The following is a 20,735-nucleotide window of genomic DNA, read 5'->3' as shown; positions in this document are numbered from 1 at the left end:
GTCATCAGGCTTGATAACGCAGTTCGCCGCCGACGGCGGTGCCTTGCACGCTGAGCTCTCCGGAAGCGAGCGCGTCCAAAGCGGACTCGTCCAGGGGTGAACCGGACAGCACGGCGAAGTCGGCGAGCTTCCCGGGTTCGAGCGTGCCCAGGTCACGCTCGGCGAAGGTCGCGTACGCCGAGCCGTACGTGTACGCGCGCAACGCCTGCTCCGGCGTCAACGCCTCTTCGGGTGCGAAGGGGGCGCCTGACGCCGTGCGCCGACGCACCATGTCGGCCAGCGCGAGCAGCGGAGCGCCGTTCACGACGGGCCGGTCCGAAGACGCGGGCAGCACGCAACCCGCGTCGAGGACGCTTCGCAGCCGGTAGCACCAGGGCACGCGGGACTCACCGAGCGCGGCGCGCATGCCGTCGCCGAGCTCGTTGACGAACCGTCCCTGCGGCGACGGGATGATGCCGAGCGAGACCAGCCGGGACAGCTCCGCGGGCTGGAGCACCGCGCAGTGCTCGATGCGGTGCCGGTGGTCCGTGCGCGGCGAAGCCGCCAACGCGGCTTCGTAGGCGTCGAGGACGACGGTGATCGCGCGGTCGCCGATCGCGTGCGTCGCGATCTGCCAGCCCGCTTCGTGGGCGCGGCGGATCGTGCGGGCCAGCTCGTCCTCGGGCACCTGGAAGTAGCCGCGGTTGTCCGGCTCGCCGTCGAAGCTGTCGTGCATCGCGCAGGTGCGCCCGACCAGGGAGCCGTCGGCGAACAACTTCATCGGGCCGACGCGCAGCCACTCGTCGCCGAGACCGGTGCGCAGGCCGAGGTCGAGGCCGAAGCCGGCGTCGTCGGGCAGGTCGTGCAGCACGCTCGCGGCGACCATCACCGTGCTCCGCACGCGCAGCACGCCGCGGTCGCGCGCCTCCTGGTAGGCGGCCAGCTCGGCGGGTGTCTCCCCGACCAGGCCGCCGCCGATGCCGGCCTCCTGGACGCTGGTGATGCCCTCGGCCAGGTACCGCTCGGACGCCCGCTCGAGCCCGCGCACGACCCGCGCGACCGGCGCCGGGTACGTCAGCGGCCGAAGCAGCAGCTGGGCCTGCTCGCGCAGCAGGCCGGTCGGCGAGCCGTCGGCCGCGAGCACGACGTCGCCGCCGACCGGCACGTGCGCCAGGTCGAGCTGGTCGAGCACGGCCGAGTTGACCACGGTCATGTGCCCGGACGTGTGCTTGAGCCGCACGAGCATGCCCGGCGCGGCGCGGTCGAGGCCGCGCCGGTCCGGGTGCCCGCCCACGAGCTTGTTCTGGTCGTACCCGCTGCCGACCACCCAGCTCCCGGGCGGCAGCGTCGCGGCGCGCGCGGCGACGGCGTCGTAGACCTCCTCGACGCTGCGGCAGTCGCTGAGCGGGACGTCGTCGAGGCCCATGCCGAACCAGGCCATGTGGTTGTGCGCGTCGTGGAAGCCGGGCACGACGAACCCGCCGGCGAGGTCGACCCGGGCGCGCGCGGACAGCTCGCGGGCGTCGTCGCCGAGCGCGACCACCCTGCCGTGCAGGACGGCGAGCGCGCTGGTGATGCCCGCGCCCGTCCACACCGTGGCGTTCTCGTAGACCGCATCGACTCGCACAAGTTCAGAGGCTATCGATCGATCGATCGAACGTCTAGCATCGGCGCCATGCCCACCGTGGACTTCGCCGTCGAGGACGGCATCGCGCAGATCCGGCTGAACCGGCCCGAGCGGCTGAACGCGGTCGCCGCCGTCCTGGTCGACGACTTCCTCGCCGCCCTCGACGCGGCCGCGCGCAGCGACGCCCGCGTCGTCGTGCTGTCCGGGAACGGGCGGGCCTTCTGCGCCGGCCACGACCTCAAGGAGCCCACCCCCGCGGGTGACTCGCGGGCGCGGCTGGACCGGCTCCAGGACGTCACGCGGCGGCTGCGCGGGCTGCGTCAGCCGGTGATCGCGGCGGTGCACGGCTACGCGATCGGCGCCGGCGCGGAGTTCGCGCTCGGCTGCGACCTGATCCTGGCCGCCGAGGACGCCGTGTTCGCGTTTCCCGAGGTTTCGCTCGGCCTGAGCGTCACCGGTGCGGCGTCACGGCTGCTCCCGCTGCTGGTCGGGCCGCTCAAGGCGAAGGAGCTCCTGCTGCTGGGCGAGCGCTTCGACGGCCGGAAGGCCGCCGAGCTGGGCATGGTCAACGCCGCCGTCCCGGCCGAGCGGCTTCAGGCCGAGGCGCTGAGCTGGGCCAAGCGGATCGCCGAGCACCCGCCGGCCGCCGCGGCGATGGCGAAGCGGGTGCTCGACGCGAGCACCGACATCGAGCCGGCGCTCGAGCTCGAGGTCAGCCACGCCCTGATCACCGAGCACTCGGCCGCGGTCGCCGCGTCCACCGAAGCCTTCCGGAGCCGGGCGTGACGCCGCTCACCGAAGTCGGGACCCTCGCCCAGCTCGTCACGCGCGCGGCCGCGCTGTGGCCCGAGCGCACAGCCTGGGTGTTCGACCACCTGGACCGCACGTTCACGTTCGCCGAGGTCGACCGCGAAAGCTCACGCATCGCCGCGGCGCTGGCCGAGCGCGGCATCGGCCCCGGCGACCGGGTCGCCGTCATGCTGCGCAACCAGCCGGAGTTCCCGCTGATCTGGCTGGCCTTGGCGAAGATCGGCGCGCAGCTGGTCCCGGTGAACACGAACTACCAGGAGTTCGACGGCGCGCACGTCCTGCGCCACTCCGGCGCGAAGCTGACCGTCGCCGCCCCCGAGTTCACCCCCCTCCTCACCCGCATCGCCCTCACCGAAGTCATCACCCCAGCGGCACTTTCACGTGAAAGTGCCCACCTGGGGGCGGCACTTTCACGTGAAAGTGCCGCCTTCACGCCGGTGCCGGAGACGCCGGTCAACATCCAGTACACCTCCGGTACCACCGGCGCGCCCAAGGGCTGCGTGCTGCCCAACCGCTACTGGACGACCCTCGCGATCAGCCTGGCCACCGACTTCCCCGCCGTCGGCGAGGAGGACGTCATCCTGACCGCGCAGCCGTTCCACTACATCGATCCACAGTGGAACGTCGCGTTGGGGCTCGCCGGCGGCGCGACCCTCGTCGTCCTCGACCGGTTCCACCCCAGCACGTTCTGGGCGAAGGTGCGCGAACACGGCGTGACCTGGTTCTACTGCCTCGGCCTGATGCCGACGCTGCTGCTGCGGCAGGACCCGTCCGAAGCCGACCGCGACCACCGGGTGCGCGCGATCTGCGCGTCCGCCATCCCGCACGACCGGCACGCCGAGCTGGAGGCCCGCTGGGGGGTGCCGTGGTACGAGGCGTTCGGGATGACCGAGACCGGCGGCGACATCCGGATGACCGCCGCCGACCACGACGAGACCGTCGGCACCGGCTGCATCGGGCGGCCGAGCCGCGACCGCGAGGTGCTGATCGCCGGCGACGACGGGAAGCCGGTGCCCCGCGGGGAAACCGGGCAGCTGCTGATCCGCGGGATCGGGCTGATGCACGGCTACCACGACGACCCGGACGCGACGGCGAAAGCGTTCGAAAACGGCTGGTTCCACACCGGCGACCTCGCCCGGATGGACGCCGACGGCCGCGTCTACTACGTCGGCCGGACCAAGGACATGATCCGCCGCAGCGGCGAAAACGTCTCCGCCGACGAGGTCGAGCGCGCGCTGCTGCTGCACCCGGCGGTGCGGCTGGCGGCCGTCGTCGCGGTGCCCGACGAGCTGCGCGGCGAGGAGATCAAGGCCTACGTCGTCTGCGACGGCGACCGGCCGGACCCGGCCGAGCTCGTCGCGTTCTGCGCCGGGAAACTGGCCTACTTCAAGGTTCCGCGGTTCTGGGCGTTCGCCGACGCGCTGCCGATGACGCCGTCGGAGCGGGTCGCCAAGGGCGAGCTGCGGAAGGTCGCGGACCCGCGCGCCGGCTCCTGGGACGCGAAGGCGGAAGCGTGGCTGTGAGCACCCGGGACCGGGTCCGCGCGGCCGCGGTGAAGCTGTTCGCCACCAAGGGCTTCCACGGCACGGGCATCCGGGATCTGGCGCAGGAGGCGGAACTCTCCTCCGCCAGCCTGTACCACTACATGGGCACCAAGGAGGATCTGCTCGCCGAAATCATGCACACGGCGCTGAACCGGCTGCTCGACGCGGCCCGCGAGGCGACCGCGGGCGGCGGCGACCCGGTGCACCGGCTGCGCACGCTGGTCGCGCTGCACGTCCTCGCGCACGCCGTCGGACCGGCGGAAACCCGGGTGGTGGACAACGAAGTCGACGTCCTGTCCCCCGCCGCGCGCGAGCCGGTGGTGGCCCTGCGGGACGCCTACGAACGGCTGTGGGCGGCCGCGATCGACGAAGGCGTGACGGCCGGGGTGTTCCGTGTGGAGCACCCGGCGGTGACCCGGCTCGCTCTGCTCGAGATGTGCAGCGGCGTCGCGAGGTGGTATTCCCCACGTGGCCCGCTGGCGCTGGACGAGCTGGCGGAGCACTACGCGGAGCTGGCGTCCAGGGCGCTGGGCTGCACGTCCGCGCCGGGCGTGACCGACTTGCGACGGTGCCGGGAAATCGTCGCGAAAGAGTGGGGAGTGTCCGTTTAGCGGCGCTTTTACCTGTGTACGCCTTGCCCAGACGGCGTGCGTGGGGGACGCTCGAAGGGTGACTGAGGAAACGATCCAACTGGAACTGGACGACTCGGGTCTCGCGCCGGGCCTCCCGGCGCCGGAAAACCCCCGCGATCAGGTGCAGGATGTCCCCTATCGCCCCGTCGAGTTCCGCGATGACGATCTCCCCACCGCCCTGGAACGGTGCTCCGCTTGGCTACGGCAGGCGCAGGAGTGGCTCGGCGAGCCGCTCGACGTCCTGGCCATTCACCTCGACTACGACGACCGCCAGGGTTCGCCGTACTACGACGTGAAGCTCCTCTGCAACGAAGAGGACCTCGCGGGCGTCCCGATCGCCATCCGCAACAAGAAGTAAGCAAGCCGAAGCGCCGTCAAGGCCGCCGGGAAGGGCGGCCTTGACGGCTTCGTCATGCGGGGGCCGGGGGCGCCGAACTGCCGCCGGTCGCGTTCTCAGCCCAGCGTGCCGCCGACCTTGACGTGCCCCTTCAGCAGGTTGCGGGCGATGGTCCGGCGCTGGATCTCGTCGGTGCCCTCGTAGATGCGCAGCAGCCGCAGCTCGCGGTACCACCGCTCGACCGGCAGCTCCCGCGTGTAGCCCATGCCGCCGTGGATCTGCAGGACGCGGTCGACGATCTCGTTGGCCTTCTGGCCGCCGTACAGCTTCGCCATCGACTGCGCGTGCCGCGAGTCCATGCCCTGGTCGACCTGCCAGGCGGCGTGCAGCACCAGCCAGCGCAGCGCCTCCAGCTCGACCCCGGAGTCGGCGATCATCCACTGGATGGCCTGCCGCTCGGCGATCTTCTGCCCGAACGTCTCGCGGGTGTTGGCGTGCTCGATGGCCATCGAGATCAGCCGTTCGCACGAGCCGATCGCGCGGGCGGGCAGCAGGTAGCGGCCCTGGCCGATCCACTGCATGGCCAGCTCGAAGCCGCGGCCTTCCTCGCCGAGGATCTGCGTCTCCGGAACGCGGACGTCCTGGAAGATCAGCGACGCCGGGCCCCACTCGCCCATGGTGTCGATGTACTCGGACTTCCAGCCGGCCTCGCGGTCGACGAGGAAGCAGGTGACGCCGCCGTTCGCGCCCTTCTCCGGGTCGGTGATCGCGAAGACCATGGTGAAGTCGGCTTCGTTGCCGCCGGTGATGAAGGTCTTCTCGCCGTTGATGATCCAGTCGGTGCCGTCCTTGCGGGCGGTGGTCCGGATGGCCTTGGCGTCCGACCCGGCACCCGGCTCGGTGATCGCGAAGCAGGACTTGCGCTCGCCGGAGATCGTGGGCAGCAGGTAGGTCTGCTTCTGCTCTTCGTTGGCGTGGAACAGGATGTTGTCGGCGGCGCCGCCGAAGCGGAACGGCACGAAGGTGCGGCCGAGCTCGGCCTCCAGCAGCGCGGCCATCACGGCGGACAGACCCATGCCGCCGTACTCCTCGGGGGTCAGCACGCCCCAGAAGCCGGACTCCTTCGCCTTCAGCTGGAGGTCCTTGAGCTCCTCGCCGGTCAGGCCGGGCTGGTGGGCGCGCTCGCGCCGGAGGACTTCCTGCTCGAGCGGCACCAGCTCCCGCTGGACGAACGTGCGGACCCAGTCGCGCACTTCCCGTTCTTCGGTGCTGAGTGAAAAGTCCATGGGTGAGCTGCTCCTCCGACCAACACTGCCACTGGCTAAGCGCTTGCTTACTTGCCATTGTGCGCGGCGCGTCCCCCACGCGCAAGAACCCGGCCGGCCCAGCGCGGCCACCCGGCGCCGCGCTTCGCCGAGAGCTTCGTCACAGCGGCGGCCCTCGACCCTCGCTCGTGTCCTGATCGCGAACCTCGTGACAACGGCTGCCCGGCCCGGAAGGATCGAAGCGTGATGGAGATCGAGGTCCGCTGGTCGTCGCCGTTGCCCACCGAAGAACGCTTCATGCGCCTGCTCGACGACGTCGAGCAAGAACGCTTCGCGGCCTACCGGCAGGAGGCGGACAAGCGGCGGTTCCTCACCGGCCGGGTCCTGGCGAAGACGGTCGCGGCCGAGCGGCTCGGCCTGGCGGTCGAGGCGGTGAAGTTCGACGCGACCTGTGAGGACTGCGGCAAGCCGCACGGGCGTCCGCGCATCCCGGGCGCGGACCTGACGCTGTCGATCTCCCACTCGGGCGACCTGATCGGTCTCGCCGCGACCCCCTCGGTCCCGGTCGGCCTGGACGTCGAGACGGCCACCCGCCGCGCGGACGACGGCCTGATCGAGTACGCGCTGAGCCCGGCGGAGGCGGCGCACCTGGCCGGCCTTCCTCCGGAGGAGAAGGCGGCGGCGTTCTTCGTCTACTGGACCCGCAAGGAGGCGGTGATGAAGGCCACGGGCAAGGGCCTGCGCATCCCGCTGCAGAGCATCACGTTCTCCCGCTACGACGAGCCGGCCCGCTTGGCCGCCTCGGGCGACCCGGCCCTGGACCCGGCGACGACCCGCTTGGCGGACCTGAAGGCCGTGGACGGCTACCGCGCGGCCATCGCGGTGCTGACCACCCAGGAGCTGTCGGTCACCGAGCAGCACTGGGTCCCCTGACCGCTCAGACCGGGAGGTCCGCCAGGCCCATCGCCGCCAGCAGGGTGCGGAACTTCGCCGTCGTCTCGTCCAGCTCCGACCGGGGGTCCGACGCCGCCACGATCCCGCCGCCCGCGTACAGGCGCATCGACGTCGACGCGATCTCCGCGCAGCGGATCGCCACCGCCCATTCGCCGTCGCCCGCCGCGTCCACCCAGCCCACCGCGCCCGCGTAGTAGTCGCGGTCGAACGGCTCCAGCTCCTGCACCAGGTCGCGGGCGCCCTCGGTCGGGGTGCCGCAGACCGCCGGGGTCGGGTGCAGGGCCGCCGCCAGGTCGAGGGCCGTGATGTCCGGGTCGGCCAGCTCGCCCGTGATCGGCGTGCGCAGGTGCCAGATCGCCGGCGTCGTGACCAGCTCCGGGCCCGCCGGGACGGCCAGCGTCCGGCAGAACGGCCGCAGGGCCTCGACCACGTAGTCGATCACCACCGCGTGCTCGAGCTGGTCCTTGCGGGACGTCCGCAGCGCCTCGCCGTTCGCGCGGTCGGTCGCCGGGTCGGCCGAACGCGGCATGGAGCCGGCGTGCGGTGACGAGAACACCGTTCGGCCCGTGCGACGCAGCAGCAGCTCGGGCGTCGCGCCGACGAGCGAGCGGCCGCCGGGCAGCTCGGCCGCGTACGTGAAGTGCCGGGGATTGCCGACGGCCAGGTTCCGCACGATGCTCTCGGCGGGCACCGGCGCGGCGAACTCGAGGTCCAGGGCGCGGGCCAGGACGGCTTTGCGCAGGTCGTGGGAGGCCAACGCGGCCACCGCGGAACGCACGGCCGCCATGTGCCGGTCGGGAGACGGCACCGCACGCACTCGCACGGGGGCCGGCAGGACCGCCCGTGGCAGCGAAGGCGCCCCCGAGGACCGGTGGACGGTCCGGGGCACGACGAGGTGACCCGGCACCTTCGTGTCGGGCCCGGTGTCGAACGGGAGCACGCCGGCGGCCAGCGGAGCGCCGGTCTCGGCGAGGACACCGGGGATCGCCGCGGCGAGCCGGCGGGGGTCCGTCTCGGTGACGGTCCGGAGGGTGCCCTGCGCGAGGAGTGCGCGCTCGGCCGTCGTGAACAGGAAGTCGCCTCGCTGGTAGCGGGCGGCGAGGTCGAGTGCCGGGATCGCCGGGTCGGGAGAACTCACAAGACCCAGCGTCCCAGGCTCCGGAGGATCCGCGAGGGGAGTGTCGCCAGCGACACTCCCCTCGCGGTCAGCTCCTGGTGACGGCTACTTGAGCGCGTCGATGAGCGCCTCGCGCTGGCGCTCGCCCAGGCCGGCCGCACGCCGGTCCGGGTCGATGCCGGCCTGCTCGAGCAGGGCGGCGACCTTCACCGCGCCGAGGCCGGGGACGGCCTTCAGCAGCTGGGTGACCTTCGTCTTCCCGATGGTCTTGTTCTCCTTGGCCTGCTTGAGCACCTTCTCGATGCTCTCCTGGCCGGACTTGATCGACGCGAGCAGCTCCGAACGCGCCTTGCGAGCCTCGGCGGCCTTGGCCAGGGCCTCGGCGCGCTGCTCCGGAGTCAACGTAGGCAGAGCCAACGTAGTGTCCTTTCCTCTCAGGTCTCCGCTTTCGCGGCCGACAGCTTTTGTGAGCGCTTGCTCCTGCAAGCGCTGCTCAGCCGTCTCTTGCCACGGGCCCAGTAAACGCCACCCGCTTCGTGGCCGTGCAACCGACACGCACTTATTACCCCCGGAGGTGATACCGGGCAACCCGCTCCGGCCTGCGGAAACGCTCCCAAGAAGGGTTCCGGGTGGCCTCTCTCACCCGGAAGTGGACCCTCCGTTACCGGCTGTTCTCGCGCACATTTCCTTGCATATAAGGAAAAGCCGAAAAAGAGATGATCTTGATCATCGGCCGGTCGTCGCCCGATCGCGCGACGACCGTGACCGAACGGAGCCGTAGTCGACCATGCTCGCTTCACCCGATCCGCACTAGAGTCGGCGCAACCCCAGTTCACCGGCGAACGACCCCCCGGGAGCGACCATGTTGAGCACCATGCAGGACGGCCAGCTGTCGCTGGCCAACCTGCTCCGCCACGGCACGTCGGTGCACTCGGCGAGCGAAGTCATCACCTGGACCGGTTCAGAAGCCCGTCGCGAGAGCTACGGCGACCTGGGCAAGCACGCCGCACGGCTCGCGAACGCCCTCCGGACCCTCGGCGTGACCGGCGACCAGCGCGTCGGCACGTTCATGTGGAACAACGCCGAGCACATGGCCGCCTACCTGGCCGTCCCGGCGATGGGCGCCGTGCTGCACACGCTGAACATCCGGCTGTTCCCGGAGCAGCTGGTGTTCGTCGCCAACCACGCCGAAGACCACGTCGTCATCGTCGACGGCACCCTCGTCCCCCTGCTGGCCAAGCAGCTGCCGCAGTTCAAGACGGTCCGGCACGTCGTCGTGGCCAACGGCGACGCCGCGGCCCTCGAGGCGCCCGACGGCGTCGAGGTGCACTCCTACGCCGAGCTGCTGGCCGCCCAGCCCGACACCTTCGACTGGCCGGACGTCGACGAGCGCTCGGCCGCCGCGATGTGTTACACCTCGGGCACGACCGGTGACCCCAAGGGCGTCGCCTATTCGCACCGGTCGATCTGGCTGCACTCGATGCAGGTCTGCATGACCGACAGCATGAAGCTGGCCCAGGAGGACACGGCGCTGGCCATCGTGCCGATGTTCCACGCGATGGCGTGGGGCCTGCCGTACGCGGCGCTGATGGTCGGCGCGTCGCTGCTGATGCCGGACCGGTTCCTCCAGCCGGCGCCGATCTCGGCGATGCTGGCCGCGGAGAAGCCGACGTTCGCCGGCGCGGTGCCGACCGTCTGGCAGGGCCTGCTGGCCCACCTCGAAGGGCACCCGCAGGACATCTCGCACCTGCGCGAGGTCGTCGTCGGCGGGTCGGCGGTGCCGCCGTCGCTGATGCACGCCTTCCAGGAGCGGCACAACGTCCCGATCCTGCACGCGTGGGGCATGACCGAGACGTCGCCGCTGGGCAGCGTCGCCCGCCCGCCGGCCTCCGCGACCGGCGACGACGTCTGGAGGTACCGCTACACGCAGGGCCGCTTCCCGGCGTCCGTGCGGGCGCGGCTGATCGACGACGACGGCGCGGTGCTGCCCTGGGACGACGAGGCCGTCGGCGAGCTCGAGGTCCAGGGCCCGTGGATCGCGGCGTCGTACTACGGCGGGGCCGAGGTCGACCCGGAGAAGTTCCACGACGGCTGGCTGCGCACCGGCGACGTCGGCCGGATCAGCCCGGACGGCTTCCTGACGCTGACCGACCGCGCCAAGGACGTCATCAAGTCCGGCGGCGAGTGGATCTCCTCGGTCGACCTGGAGAACCAGGTGATGGGCCACCCGGCGGTCGCCGAGGCCGCGGTCGTCGGCATCCCGGACGAGAAGTGGGACGAGCGGCCGCTGGTCGCCGTCGTGCTCAAGGAGGGCCAGAGCGTCACGCCGGAAGAGCTGCGGGACTACCTGTCCGGCAAGGTCGCGAAGTGGCAGCTGCCGGAGAACTGGACGTTCGTCGACGAAGTGCCCAAGACCAGCGTCGGCAAGTTCGACAAGAAGCGGATCCGCGCGTCCTACTCCGAGGGAAAGCTCGACATCGCCCAGCTCTAACGGGTAAATCTCCGGCGAGTCTTCATGCCTCCGGTGGTCACCATAGGGGACCCTGACCCCCCTATGGTGGCCTTCGGAGCACGTCGGAGGGGTTCTGGGGATGCAGAGGAACAGGCGTAGCTTTCTGGCGCTCGCGGGGATGGGCGCGCTGGCGACGGCGTGCGGGTCGAACACCGGGCGGCAGGGTGACCCGCCGCCCTCGACGGCGTACTCGGCGGGGCCGCCGCCGTCGGACGCCCCGAAGGTCGCGCTCCAGCAGTGGTACCACGCGTACGGCGAGGACGGCGTCCAGGACGCCGTCAAGCGGTACGCCGCGAGCTACCCCGGCGCGGCCGTCACCGTGCAGTGGAACCCGGGCGACTACGACTCGAAGATCGTCACCGCGCTGCAGAACAGCAAGGTGCCGGACGTCTTCGAGGCCCAGGTCAAGATCGACTGGGTGCGGCAGAACCAGGTCGTCTCGCTCGACGACGTCATCGGGCCGGCCAAGGGCGACTTCAGCCCGGCCGTGCTGGCCGCGCAGACCGTCGAAGGCAAGGTTTACGGCGTCCCGCAGGCCACCGACACGCAGGTGCTCTTCTACCGCAAGAGCCTGCTGCGGGCGGCGGGCGTGCAGCCGCCGCAGACGGTCGACGAGCTCGTCGACGCGGCCGCGAAGCTCACCAAGGACGGCGTCAAAGGCCTCTTCGCCGGCAACGACGGCGGCGTCGGCGTGCTCACCGGCCCGTTGCTGTGGTCGGCGGGGCTCGACTACCTGAAGAACGGCAACCGCGAGGTCGGCTTCGACGACCCGCGCGCGGCGACCGCGCTGGCGAAGCTGCACACGCTGAACGCCAACGGTTCCCTGCTGCTCGGCGCGCCGTCGGACTGGTCGGACCCGGGTGCGTTCATCGACGGGCTGACGGCGATGCAGTGGACCGGCCTGTGGAACGTGCCGAAGATCCGGCAGGCGTTCGACGACGACTTCGGCGTCCTGCCGTTCCCCGAGCTGGACGGCAGCGGCGCGCCCTCGGTGCCGGTCGGCGCGTACGGCGCGATGGTGAACGCCAAGAGCGAGCACGTCGCCGAAGCCAAGGCCTTCGTGAAGTGGCTCTGGGTCGACCAGACGCAGAACCAGCTGGAGTTCGCGACGAAGTTCGGCTTCCACGTGCCGGCCCGCCAGAGCCTGATCGACCGCGCGGACAACCTCAAGTCCGGCCCGGCCGCCGACGCGGCCCGGTTCGTCAAGGAGCACAGCCACCTCGTCGGCGGCCCGGTGTGGACGCAGCAGGCGAACACGGCGCTGTCCGACGCGGCCGCGAAGATCGCCAAGGAGGGCGCGGACCCCGCGGCGCAGGTGAAAACGGCGGTCGAGGTCGCGAAAGCCGAGCTGAAGCGCCTCTTCGGATGAAGCGGCGCGATGCGCGCGCGTTCTGGCTGTTCGTCGGGCCGTTCCTGATCGGGCTGGCGGTCTTCGCGTACCTGCCGATCGGCTGGAGCGCGTACCTGTCGTTCTTCGACGCGCGCAACACGGTGACGCCGACCGAGTTCGTCGGCCTGGACAACTACGGGCACATGCTCACCGACGAGCCGTTCCTGTCGAGCCTGGGCACGTTCAGCGTGTTCGCGGTGTTCATCGTCCCGCTGACGTTCGTGCTGTCGCTGGCGCTCGCGCTCGGCGTGAACCAGCTGCGGTTCGCACGGGCGTTCTTCCGGTCGGTGTTCTTCCTGCCGTTCGCGTGCTCGTACGTGGTGGCGTCGCTGATCTGGAAGACGTCGCTGTTCTCGGGTGTCCGCTACGGACTGGTGAACACTCTTCTTTCCGCGGCCGGCCTCGAGCCGGTGGCCTGGACCGGGACGGTGGACCCGCCGCTGTACTGGATCGTGCTGGTGACGGCGCGGCTGTGGCTGCAGCTGGGGTTCTACATGATCCTGTTCATCGCGGCGCTGCAGCGCATCCCGGCCCAGCTGTACGAAGCGGCGTGGCTCGACGGCGCCAAACCGGGCTGGCAGGTGTTCCGGCACATCACCCTGCCGCAGCTGCGCGCGACGGCGGCGGCGGTGCTGCTGCTCAACCTGATCAACGCCTACCAGGCGTTCGACGAGTTCTACAACATCATGGGCGACGCCCGCGGCTACCCGCCGTTCGCCCGGCCACCGCTGGTGTACCTGTACTACACGTCGCTGGGTTCGGGCGGCCAGGACCTCGGCCGCGGCAGTGCGGGCGCGGTGATCCTGGCGCTGATCATCGCGCTGGTGACGTTGCTGCAGGGCCGGGTGCTGCGCTTCGGGCGGGCGTCGTGAGGACGTTCCTGCGGTGGACGTGCCTGGTGGTGGCGGCGGCCCTCTTCCTGCTGCCGTTCTACCTGCTGCTGCGCAACGGCCTGGCGTCGCGAGCGGACCTCACGTCTCCACAGTGGACGTTCTTCCCGTCCACTGTGCACTGGGAGAACTTCTCGCGGCTGTTCTCGCTCGCCGACGTGCCGTTCGCGCGCAGCCTGTTGAACTCGGCGCTGGTCGCGACCGCGCAGACGGCCGGCCTGCTGGTGATCTGCTCACTGGCGGGCTACGGGCTGGCCCGTATCCCGTATCGGCGTTCCGGGATCGTGTTCTACGCGGTGCTGGCGACGCTGATGATCCCGACGTCGGTGACGTTCGTGCCGAGTTTCGTGGTTGTCTCGTCGCTGGGCTGGCTGTCGGACTTCCGCGGGCTGGTGATCCCGGGGCTGTTCAGCGCGTTCAGCGTGTTCCTGTTCCGCCAGTACTTCCTCGACTTCCCGCGCGAGCTGGAGGAGGCGGGCCGGGTCGACGGGCTCAGCCGCTGGGGCGTGTTCTGGCGGATCGTGGTGCCGAATTCGAAGGGCTTCTTCGCGGCGATCGCGGTGATCACCGTGATCGGCAGCTGGAACGCGTTCCTCTGGCCGCTGATCATCGCCCAGTCACCGGATTCCTGGACGGTCCAGGTGGCGCTGTCCGGGCTGCTGACGGCGCAGAACCCGCAGCTCAACCTGCTGTTCCTGGCGGCGGCGGTGTCGATCCTGCCGATCGTGCTGCTGTTCGCGTTCCTGCAGCGGTACCTGGTGCGCGGGGTGGCGGAGTCCGGCCTGAAGGGCTGAACCGCCACCACAGCAGGGCCAGCGTCAGCACCAGCGCCCCGCCGTCGGTGACCAGCGAAGGCAGCAGCCCGATCGGGCCGTGCAGGTCGAGGGTCGCCTGCCACACCGACGGCGGGATCGCGAACACGCCCGCCGCCTGGGTGGCGTTGACCGCCAGCACCAGCCAGAACACCCACGCGCGGCCCGTCAGGGCGAGCAACCCCAGCAGGTTCCCGGCCAGGTAGCCGTCGCCGACCAGCCGCAACCCGGTCAGGAAGCCGTCCGACAGGGGCGCACCCGCCAGGAAAGCCGCGCGCGCCACCAGGTCGTGGTCGATCACCACGAAGTTCTGCACCGCCGTGCCGACCGCGAACACCAGCGAACAAACCGCCACCCACCAGCGCATCTCCGCCCCCTCTATCAGCGATAGAGAACAATCTATCACTGATAGAGTCAACCGGGTGCCGCTCGATCGCCGTCAGATCACCGAAGCCGCGCTCGCCCTGCTCGACGAGGTGGGCCTCGCGGAGCTGAGCACCCGGCGGCTCGCCGCACGGCTCGGTGTCAGCTCGCCGACCCTCTACTGGCACATCAAGGACAAGGCGCAACTGCTCGACCTGCTCGCCGAAGCCGTCTGCGCGGACGCCTTCGACATCGACGCCACGAAACCGTGGCGGAACCAGCTCGAAGAAGGACTGCGCCAGTTCCGCGCGCTCCTCCTGAAGCACCGCGACGCCGCGACGCTGCTCCGCGAACGGCCGCCGGGCCCGAACCGGCTCGCGCACATCGAAACGACCGTCCGGATCCTCCGGGGAGCCGGCTTCACCCCCGAGGACACCGCGGGCATCGCCCGCCTCCTGACCGCCCACGTGCTCGCGTCCGCCGAGACGCCGCCGCGACCGGATCCGGAAGCGGCGCAGGCCTTCCAGGACCGGTTGGAGGGCTTCCCCGCCGTCAAGGAACTCGGCCCGGCCTTCGCCCGCACCACGGCCGACGAACTCTTCGCCCTCGGCACCGAGGTGATCCTCGACGGCCTCGCCGCACGGCGGAAATGACCACGACCTTCGGCGGTACACCCACCCCGATGCCCGTGACAGGCTGGCTCGAAATGTCACGTTCACCGTCCGGTCACCGACGTCCGGCACGGTGCTGGGCAACCGAGAAGACTGGGGAGCGAACCATGGCCGAACTCACCCGGCGCACCGTCGTCACCGCGGGCGCCGCCGGTGTCGGGCTCTTGCTCTGCACGCCCACCGCGAACGCCCTCGACCGCGCCCTGCGGCTGACGAGCACCCGCTCGGTCACCACCGCCGGCACCACGCTCGAACAGGTCGCCACGGGCGGCGCCACCAGCACCTACTCGCGCCTCTCCGCGGGCCCCGGCTGGCCGCTCGTCGTCCGCGGCGAGCTCGCCACGCCGAAGAGCGGGCGCGACGACCGGCGGCGGGCGCTGTCCGCCTTCGTCCAGTTCACCGACCTGCACATCACCGACGCCGAAAGCCCCGCGCGCTTCGAGTACCTGCACCCCTTCATCGGCTCGGCGCACCGGCCGCAGGAGGCGCTCGGGACCGTCGCCACCAGCGCGCTGGTCGAGCGGGTCAACAGCGTGCGGCAGGGGCCGTTCACCGGGCGGCCGTTCGACCTCATGGTCACCACCGGCGACAACACCGACAACCACCAGCTGATCGAGCTCGACTGGTTCCTCAAGGTCCTCAACGGCGGCACCGTCACGCCGAACTCCGGCGACGCGAACGCCTACGAAGGCGTCCAGAGCTCGGGCAACCACGAGTACTGGAACCCGGGCGCTCCGGGCGGCGACGCCTACACCGCCAAAGGCTTCCCGCAGATTCCCGGCCTGCTGGAGGCGGCCATGAAGACGTTCACCGCGCCCGGCCTCGACGTCCCGTGGTTCTGCACCTTCGGCAACCACGACGACAGCATCGTCGGCTCCCTGCCGGCGCGGATCCCCGGGATCGACGCCTGGTACACCGGGAAGTACAAGGTCATCGGCAAGGACGAGACCACCGCGAAGAAGCTCGCCAACGCCATCGAACAGGGCTCCAGCGTGCCGGTCGCGGAGCTGTTCGGCGGCAGCGGCACCATCCGCGAGGTCACGCCGGACGCGCGGCGCCGCCCGTTCACCACCGGCGAGTTCGTCCGCGCCCACCTCGACGCGGCCAACACCGGCCCCGGCCCGGCCGGCCACGGCTTCACCAGCGCGAACGCCGACGGCAAGAACGTCTACTACACGTTCCGGATCGCCCCCGGCATCACCGGGATCAGCCTCGACACGACCACCGACGCCGGCTTCGCCGACGGCTCGATCGGCCTGGCGCAGTACTCCTGGGTCGAGTCGGCGCTCAAGCGCAACAGCTCGACGTACTACGACTTCTTCGGCCGCAAGATCACCCACGCCGTCACCGACGAGCTGTTCATCCTGTTCAGCCACCACACCAGCGGCTCGATGACGAACCTGCTGCCGGACTCGCGCCACCCGCTCGACCCGCGCCTGGACGGCAACGCCTTCGTGGCGCTGCTCAAGCGGTTCCCGAACGTGCTGGCCTGGGTCAACGGCCACACGCACCTCAACAAGATCACCCCGCACACCGGGAACACCCCGCAGCAGGGCTTCTGGGAGATCAACACCGCGTCGCACATCGACTTCCCGCAGCACGCCCGGATCGTCGAGGTCGCGGACAACGCCGACGGCACGTTGTCGCTGTTCACGACGCTGATCGAGGCGGAGGCGCCGTACGCCGTGGACTACGGCGCCCGGACGCCGCAAGCGCTTGCGTCGCTCTACCGCGAGCTGTCCTACAACGACATCCACACCGACCTCGGCCGCGTCGGCGCGGCGGCCGACCACAACACGGAACTGCTGCTGGTGAATCCGCTGAGCTGAAAGCCGATTTCGAAAGGGCACGAAAAATGCTGCCGTCCGGTGAACGGGCGGCAGCATTCGGCCGTGGAACAGGGTCAGGCGGGAATCTCGATACTCTGACTGATTCCCCCGTCGACCGTCAGGCGCTCGCCCGTCGTGTAGGTGGCGTCGAAGCCGAGGAACAGCACCGCGTCCGCCACCTCGTCGACCGAGCCGTGGCGTTTCATCGGGGTGATCCGGTCGCCGGTCTCCATGAAAGCCGCCCGTTCTTCGTTGTTCAGGCCGACGATGCCCATGGTCGGCGTGTCGATGAAGCCGGGGCAGACGACGTTGACGCGGATCTTGCGCGGGATCAGCGCACCGGCGATGCCACGGGCGAGCCCCAGCACCGCCGCCTTGGCGCCCGAGTACGTGACCAGCGCCGAAGTGCCACCGACGTCCGCGACGGACGAGGTGAACACGACACCGCCGCCCTCGTTGATGATCGATGCGAGCTTCTGCACGGTGAAGAACGCGCCCTTGGTGTTGATGTCGAACGCGAGGTCGTATGACTCCTCGGTGACCAGCTCGAACGGCTCGAGGGCGGCGAGACCCGCGTTGTAGTGCACGAAGTCGATGGTTCCGAACCGGTCCGCGACGGTGGCCGCCAGCTGCTCGATCTGCGCGAGACTGCGCATGTCGGAGCGGACAACGTGAGCGGCCTCGGACGCGAGCTCCCGCTCGGCGGCCTCGACGTTCCTCTCGTTGTTGCCCGTCAGCAGCACCTCGGCGCCGCCCTTGAGCAGCTTCTTGACGACCGCGAGGCCCATACCGTGAGTACCACCGATGACCACGGCCTTCTTACCGGCGTAGTTTTCCACAGTTGCTCCCCCAGGAATGCGGACGATGCCACGTGCTGATTCGACCGTAGATCGAGGCCAATGACCGGGCAAGTACGCACAAAAAAGTAAGCGTGCCTCGCCGTACCGCGAACGTCACGACGACGGAACTGCTGCTGGTTAACCCGCTGAGCTGAGCGCATTACCCCGGAGGTAATCGTCCTCGGGCCCGGCGTGCGGCACAGTGACCGCATGGCCGATCCCGAGGGCACGCAGCTCTTCCACCGCTCCATGCCGTTCTCCGAACGCCTCGGCGTCGAGGTGCTGGAGCACGGACGCGAACTCGTGCGCAGCCGGCTGAAGTGGGACGAGAGCCTCTGCACGCTCGGCGGCGCGCTGCACGGGGGCGCGCTCATGGCGCTGGCCGACGCGACCGGCGCCGTGTGCGCGTTCCTCAACCTCCCCGAGGGCGGCCAGGGCACGACGACCGTCGAGTCGAAGACGAACTTCCTGCGTGCGGTGCGTTCGGGCTACGCCGTTGCGTCGTCCAGACCACTGCACGCCGGCCGCAGGTTCGTCGTGGTGGAGACCGAGGTCCACGACGACGACGGCAAGTTGGTCGCGAAAGTGACACAGACGCAGGCCGTCCTGTAGGTACCTGTTTACACGAAGGCCCGGAGCGGCGAAAATCCCTGGCTACTGGGTGGGTCTATCAGGGAGCCGGGATGCGCGCACGCAAGTTGTTCACCTTATTGTCCGTGGTCGTGTTATCTGCCGTAACCACGCAAGCCGCCGAAGCCGGGCCGGTCCGGCCCCGTGACGACGAGGCGATCGACTACCACGAGTGGACCGGCGGCCGCTTCCACGAAGGCGGCTTCGCCGGGGTCGCGCTCGCCCACGACGGCCTGCGCATCACGCACCCGGCCGGCACGGTCGAGCACACCGAGCCGGAGCTCGGCACGACGAGAACGTACGAGTACGGCCAGTGGACGTCACCGGAGTACCGGCAGGGCTTCGGCGCGACGCAGCTGGTCGCGTCCTGGAACGCGCGGACGCCCGCGAAGACCTGGCTGCAGGTCGAAGCGCAGGGCCGGACGTCGGCGGGCGCGGAAACCGCGTGGTACGTCATGGGGCGCTGGGCCAGTGGCGACGCCGACATCCTGCGCACCAGCGTCGACGGCCAGGACGACGCGAACGCCCTGGTGGACGTCGACACGCTGGTCATGAAGACCGGCGTGACGCTGACGTCGTACCACCTGCGGATCAGCCTCTACCGCGAAGCCGGGTCGGGCGCGACGCCGTCGGTGAGCCTGCTGGGCGCGATGACTTCGGCCGTTCCGGACCGCTTCGAGGTGCAGCCGACGAAACCGGGGCGCGCCACCGGGATCGAGCTGAAGGTGCCCGCGTACGCGCAGAACCTCCACAAGGGACAGTTCCCGCAGTACGGCGGGGGCGGCGAGGCCTGGTGCAGCCCGACGTCGACCGAGATGGTGGCCGAGTACTGGGGCAAGAAGCCGTCCGCCGAGGAAATGGCGTGGATCCCCGCCGGCTACGTGGACCCGCAGGTGGCGTTCGCGGCCCGCTACACCTACGACCACGCCTACGACGGTACCGGCAACTGGCCGTTCAACACCGCGTACGCGGCGTCGCGCGGGCTGCGCGGCCACATCACGCGGCTGCACTCGCTGAACGAGCTGGAGAACTACATCGCGCGCGGCATCCCGGTGATCACGTCGCAGTCGTTCCTGTCGTCGGAGCTCGACGGCGCCGGCTACGGGACGGCGGGCCACATCATGGTCGTCGTCGGCTTCACGAAGGACGGCGACGTGATCGCCAACGACCCGGCTTCGAGCAGCAACGACAAGGTCCGCAACGTCTACCAGCGCGACCAGTTCGAGAAGATCTGGCAGCGGACGAAGCGCTACCGCGCGGACGGCACCGTGGCGGGCGGCCCGGGCGGCATCGCGTACATCATCACGCCGGCCTGACCCGGCACCGGCGGGGCGCCTCGCGGCGCCCCGCCGTGCTCACCACGTCTTGCCGGCCTGCTCCCGGATCGCGCGGTTGACGTGGTTGAAGAACCCGGTGAGCGCGATGTGGGTGACGAGCGCGGACAGCTGCCGCTCGTCGAAGTGCTCGGCGGCGGCCGCCCAGACCTCGTCGGTCACGCCGGGACGGCCGTCCTGGATTCGCGTCGCGGCCTCGGTCAACTCCAGCGCGGCCCGCTCCGGCTCGGTGAAGAACGGCGTCTCCCGCCACACGGCGACGCTGTGCAGCCGGTCCTCCGTCTCGCCCCGCTTCTTCGCCGCCTGGACACCGGCGTAGGCGCACGGGGCGCAGCCGTTGATCTGACTGGCCCGCAGATGGACCAGCTCGAGCAGCAGCGGCTCGAGACCGGCCGAGTGCATCACCTTGAACAGCTGCTGGACCGCGCCCGTCACCTCGGGCGTGCTCTGCATCTCAGCCGGGGTTCCATCGTTCCTCCATCGGTTACCTGTGCCCCTCCGGGCCCGTCATGTCCACGACGGAGCAGAACCGAGGAAGGTAACGACCATGGCCGACCGGTTGACCGAGACGTTCGAAGCGCAGCGCGACCGGCTGCGCGCGGTGGCCCATCGCGTACTCGGCTCCCACGCCGACGCGGAGGACGTGGTCCAGGAGGCCTGGCTGCGCCTGTCCCGCCAGGACCCGGCGTCGATCGAGAACCTGGAGGGCTGGCTGACGACGGTGGTCGGCCGGATCAGCCTGGACGTGCTGCGCTCGCGCCGATCACGACCCGAAGCGCCGTACGAGGAGATCGTCGTGACGGCGGACGACGGCCCGTCCCCGGACGAGGACGCCGAGCTCGCCGATTCGGTCGGGTTGGCCCTGCTCGTGGTCCTGGAGTCCCTCGGCCCGAGCGAGCGCTTGGCGTTCGTGCTGCACGACCTGTTCGCGGTCCCGTTCGAGGAGGTGGGCCGGATCCTGGGCAAATCCACGGCGGCGGCGAAGATGCTGGCCAGCCGCGCCCGCCGGAAGGTTCAGGCACCGGCCTCACCGCCGGCGACCGGACACTCGCGGCGAGAGGTCGTCCAGGCGTTCCTGACAGCCGCCCGCGACGGCGACTTCGAGGAGTTGCTGCGGGTCCTGGACCCCGAGGTGCGCCTGACGGTGGACACACCCGACGGAGTGGTGGTGGTCCTGGGGGCGACGAACGTAGCGGCGGG

Annotated in this window: 21 protein-coding genes; 14 read left to right on the top strand and 7 right to left on the bottom strand. The window is 70.4% G+C overall.

Annotated features, from left to right (window positions below; genetic code table 11):
- Positions 1–4: 4 nt before the first annotated feature.
- A complete protein-coding gene (locus DV20_RS41310; RefSeq protein WP_043789183.1) occupies positions 5–1,606 on the bottom strand; it encodes an amidohydrolase in 1,602 nt (533 codons plus the stop codon).
- 48 nt (positions 1,607–1,654) lie between these two features.
- Between DV20_RS41310 and DV20_RS41305 the strand changes: the two genes are divergently transcribed.
- Genes DV20_RS41305 through DV20_RS41290 form a run of 4 tightly spaced genes read left to right on the top strand, consistent with a single transcriptional unit; the run spans position 1,655 to position 4,950 of the window.
- Positions 1,655–2,392: an enoyl-CoA hydratase/isomerase family protein gene (locus DV20_RS41305; protein ID WP_043789180.1), complete on the top strand. Its 738-nt coding sequence runs from the start codon at positions 1,655–1,657 to the stop codon at positions 2,390–2,392.
- Positions 2,389–3,939, top strand: a complete 1,551-nt coding sequence (locus DV20_RS41300) for an ATP-dependent acyl-CoA ligase (protein ID WP_043789179.1) — start codon at positions 2,389–2,391, stop codon at positions 3,937–3,939. The genes DV20_RS41305 and DV20_RS41300 overlap by 4 nt, the downstream gene beginning before the upstream one ends.
- On the top strand, positions 3,936–4,571 hold the full coding sequence (locus DV20_RS41295) for a TetR/AcrR family transcriptional regulator (RefSeq protein ID WP_043789178.1): 636 nt from the start codon (positions 3,936–3,938) through the stop codon (positions 4,569–4,571). The genes DV20_RS41300 and DV20_RS41295 overlap by 4 nt, the downstream gene beginning before the upstream one ends.
- A gap of 58 nt (positions 4,572–4,629) precedes the next feature.
- Positions 4,630–4,950: a hypothetical protein gene (locus DV20_RS41290; protein ID WP_043789177.1), complete on the top strand. Its 321-nt coding sequence runs from the start codon at positions 4,630–4,632 to the stop codon at positions 4,948–4,950.
- A 95-nt stretch (positions 4,951–5,045) separates the two neighbouring features.
- Here the strand turns inward: DV20_RS41290 and DV20_RS41285 are convergent, their stop codons facing one another.
- Positions 5,046–6,215 (bottom strand): acyl-CoA dehydrogenase family protein, encoded by a 1,170-nt coding sequence (locus tag DV20_RS41285; RefSeq protein WP_043789176.1) that lies wholly within the window; start codon positions 6,213–6,215, stop codon positions 5,046–5,048.
- A 225-nt stretch (positions 6,216–6,440) separates the two neighbouring features.
- Here DV20_RS41285 and DV20_RS41280 point away from each other — a divergent pair, with 225 nt between their 5' ends.
- Positions 6,441–7,127, top strand: coding sequence for a 4'-phosphopantetheinyl transferase family protein (locus DV20_RS41280; RefSeq protein WP_200876615.1), 687 nt, complete (start codon positions 6,441–6,443; stop codon positions 7,125–7,127).
- A gap of 4 nt (positions 7,128–7,131) precedes the next feature.
- On the opposite strand, the gene DV20_RS41275 is transcribed toward DV20_RS41280, so the two are convergent.
- The gene (locus tag DV20_RS41275; protein WP_152603828.1) at positions 7,132–8,286 is read right to left on the bottom strand and encodes an isochorismate synthase; all 1,155 of its coding nucleotides are present in this window, start codon (positions 8,284–8,286) and stop codon (positions 7,132–7,134) included.
- An 84-nt stretch (positions 8,287–8,370) separates the two neighbouring features.
- Positions 8,371–8,682, bottom strand: a complete 312-nt coding sequence (gene mihF / locus DV20_RS41270; protein WP_167344432.1) for an integration host factor, actinobacterial type — start codon at positions 8,680–8,682, stop codon at positions 8,371–8,373.
- Between the two features lie 445 nt (positions 8,683–9,127).
- On the opposite strand from mihF, the gene DV20_RS41265 reads away from it, so the two are divergent.
- The 4 genes from DV20_RS41265 (at position 9,128) to DV20_RS41250 (ending at position 13,851) form a co-directional block, all read left to right on the top strand.
- Complete coding sequence (locus DV20_RS41265; RefSeq protein ID WP_043789172.1) at positions 9,128–10,756, top strand: long-chain fatty acid--CoA ligase; 1,629 nt, start codon at positions 9,128–9,130, stop codon at positions 10,754–10,756.
- Positions 10,757–10,856: 100 nt separating this feature from the next.
- The gene (locus DV20_RS41260; protein WP_084093930.1) at positions 10,857–12,146 is read left to right on the top strand and encodes an ABC transporter substrate-binding protein; all 1,290 of its coding nucleotides are present in this window, start codon (positions 10,857–10,859) and stop codon (positions 12,144–12,146) included.
- On the top strand, positions 12,143–13,039 hold the full coding sequence (locus DV20_RS41255; RefSeq protein WP_043789165.1) for a carbohydrate ABC transporter permease: 897 nt from the start codon (positions 12,143–12,145) through the stop codon (positions 13,037–13,039). Before DV20_RS41260 ends, DV20_RS41255 begins: the two co-directional genes overlap by 4 nt.
- Positions 13,040–13,068: 29 nt before the next feature.
- Positions 13,069–13,851: a carbohydrate ABC transporter permease gene (locus DV20_RS41250; RefSeq protein WP_051736357.1), complete on the top strand. Its 783-nt coding sequence runs from the start codon at positions 13,069–13,071 to the stop codon at positions 13,849–13,851.
- On the opposite strand, the gene DV20_RS41245 is transcribed toward DV20_RS41250, so the two are convergent.
- A complete protein-coding gene (locus DV20_RS41245) occupies positions 13,739–14,236 on the bottom strand; it encodes a hypothetical protein (protein WP_200876610.1) in 498 nt (165 codons plus the stop codon). The two genes, DV20_RS41250 and DV20_RS41245, sit on opposite strands and share 113 nt — an antisense overlap.
- 55 nt (positions 14,237–14,291) lie before the next feature.
- Between DV20_RS41245 and DV20_RS41240 the strand changes: the two genes are divergently transcribed.
- Together DV20_RS41240 and DV20_RS41235 are read left to right on the top strand one after the other, a co-directional pair.
- Positions 14,292–14,885, top strand: a complete 594-nt coding sequence (locus DV20_RS41240; RefSeq protein ID WP_043789159.1) for a TetR/AcrR family transcriptional regulator C-terminal domain-containing protein — start codon at positions 14,292–14,294, stop codon at positions 14,883–14,885.
- A 125-nt stretch (positions 14,886–15,010) separates the two neighbouring features.
- On the top strand, positions 15,011–16,732 hold the full coding sequence (locus tag DV20_RS41235; protein WP_043789157.1) for a TIGR03767 family metallophosphoesterase: 1,722 nt from the start codon (positions 15,011–15,013) through the stop codon (positions 16,730–16,732).
- Between the two features lie 74 nt (positions 16,733–16,806).
- On the opposite strand, the gene DV20_RS41230 is transcribed toward DV20_RS41235, so the two are convergent.
- Positions 16,807–17,571 (bottom strand): SDR family NAD(P)-dependent oxidoreductase, encoded by a 765-nt coding sequence (locus tag DV20_RS41230; protein WP_043789155.1) that lies wholly within the window; start codon positions 17,569–17,571, stop codon positions 16,807–16,809.
- Positions 17,572–17,781: 210 nt separating this feature from the next.
- On the opposite strand from DV20_RS41230, the gene DV20_RS41225 reads away from it, so the two are divergent.
- Entirely contained in the window at positions 17,782–18,183 is a 402-nt protein-coding gene (locus tag DV20_RS41225; RefSeq protein ID WP_043789462.1) for a PaaI family thioesterase, read from the top strand.
- Positions 18,184–18,254: 71 nt separating this feature from the next.
- Positions 18,255–19,517, top strand: a complete 1,263-nt coding sequence (locus DV20_RS41220; protein WP_200876609.1) for a peptidase C39 family protein — start codon at positions 18,255–18,257, stop codon at positions 19,515–19,517.
- Positions 19,518–19,556: 39 nt separating this feature from the next.
- Here DV20_RS41220 and DV20_RS41215 read toward each other — a convergent pair whose 3' ends face one another.
- Positions 19,557–19,988 (bottom strand): carboxymuconolactone decarboxylase family protein, encoded by a 432-nt coding sequence (locus DV20_RS41215; RefSeq protein WP_043789151.1) that lies wholly within the window; start codon positions 19,986–19,988, stop codon positions 19,557–19,559.
- 94 nt (positions 19,989–20,082) lie between these two features.
- Between DV20_RS41215 and DV20_RS41210 the strand changes: the two genes are divergently transcribed.
- The coding region (locus tag DV20_RS41210; RefSeq protein ID WP_043789149.1) for a sigma-70 family RNA polymerase sigma factor at positions 20,083–20,735 on the top strand (653 nt) is incomplete at its 3' end.

It is taken from the genome of Amycolatopsis rifamycinica (assembly GCF_000695625.1).
GTDB classification, from domain to species: domain Bacteria; phylum Actinomycetota; class Actinomycetes; order Mycobacteriales; family Pseudonocardiaceae; genus Amycolatopsis; species Amycolatopsis rifamycinica.
Note: the sequence above shows the minus strand (reverse complement) of the source record. Positions and strands in the feature narration are given on the sequence as shown.

What these genes read in the sequence shown, in the direction of transcription:
- DV20_RS41305 (WP_043789180.1), top strand. Translation starts at nt 1,655, where the DNA reads ATGCCCACCGTGGACTTCGCCGTCGAGGACGGCATCGCGCAGATCCGG.
- DV20_RS41285 (WP_043789176.1), bottom strand. Translation starts at nt 6,215, where the DNA reads ATGGACTTTTCACTCAGCACCGAAGAACGGGAAGTGCGCGACTGGGTC.
- DV20_RS41280 (WP_200876615.1), top strand. Translation starts at nt 6,441, where the DNA reads ATGGAGATCGAGGTCCGCTGGTCGTCGCCGTTGCCCACCGAAGAACGC.
- DV20_RS41265 (WP_043789172.1), top strand. Translation starts at nt 9,128, where the DNA reads ATGTTGAGCACCATGCAGGACGGCCAGCTGTCGCTGGCCAACCTGCTC.
- DV20_RS41260 (WP_084093930.1), top strand. Translation starts at nt 10,857, where the DNA reads ATGCAGAGGAACAGGCGTAGCTTTCTGGCGCTCGCGGGGATGGGCGCG.
- DV20_RS41255 (WP_043789165.1), top strand. Translation starts at nt 12,143, where the DNA reads ATGAAGCGGCGCGATGCGCGCGCGTTCTGGCTGTTCGTCGGGCCGTTC.
- DV20_RS41245 (WP_200876610.1), bottom strand. Translation starts at nt 14,236, where the DNA reads ATGCGCTGGTGGGTGGCGGTTTGTTCGCTGGTGTTCGCGGTCGGCACG.
- DV20_RS41235 (WP_043789157.1), top strand. Translation starts at nt 15,011, where the DNA reads ATGGCCGAACTCACCCGGCGCACCGTCGTCACCGCGGGCGCCGCCGGT.
- DV20_RS41225 (WP_043789462.1), top strand. Translation starts at nt 17,782, where the DNA reads ATGGCCGATCCCGAGGGCACGCAGCTCTTCCACCGCTCCATGCCGTTC.
- DV20_RS41220 (WP_200876609.1), top strand. Translation starts at nt 18,255, where the DNA reads ATGCGCGCACGCAAGTTGTTCACCTTATTGTCCGTGGTCGTGTTATCT.
- DV20_RS41215 (WP_043789151.1), bottom strand. Translation starts at nt 19,988, where the DNA reads ATGCAGAGCACGCCCGAGGTGACGGGCGCGGTCCAGCAGCTGTTCAAG.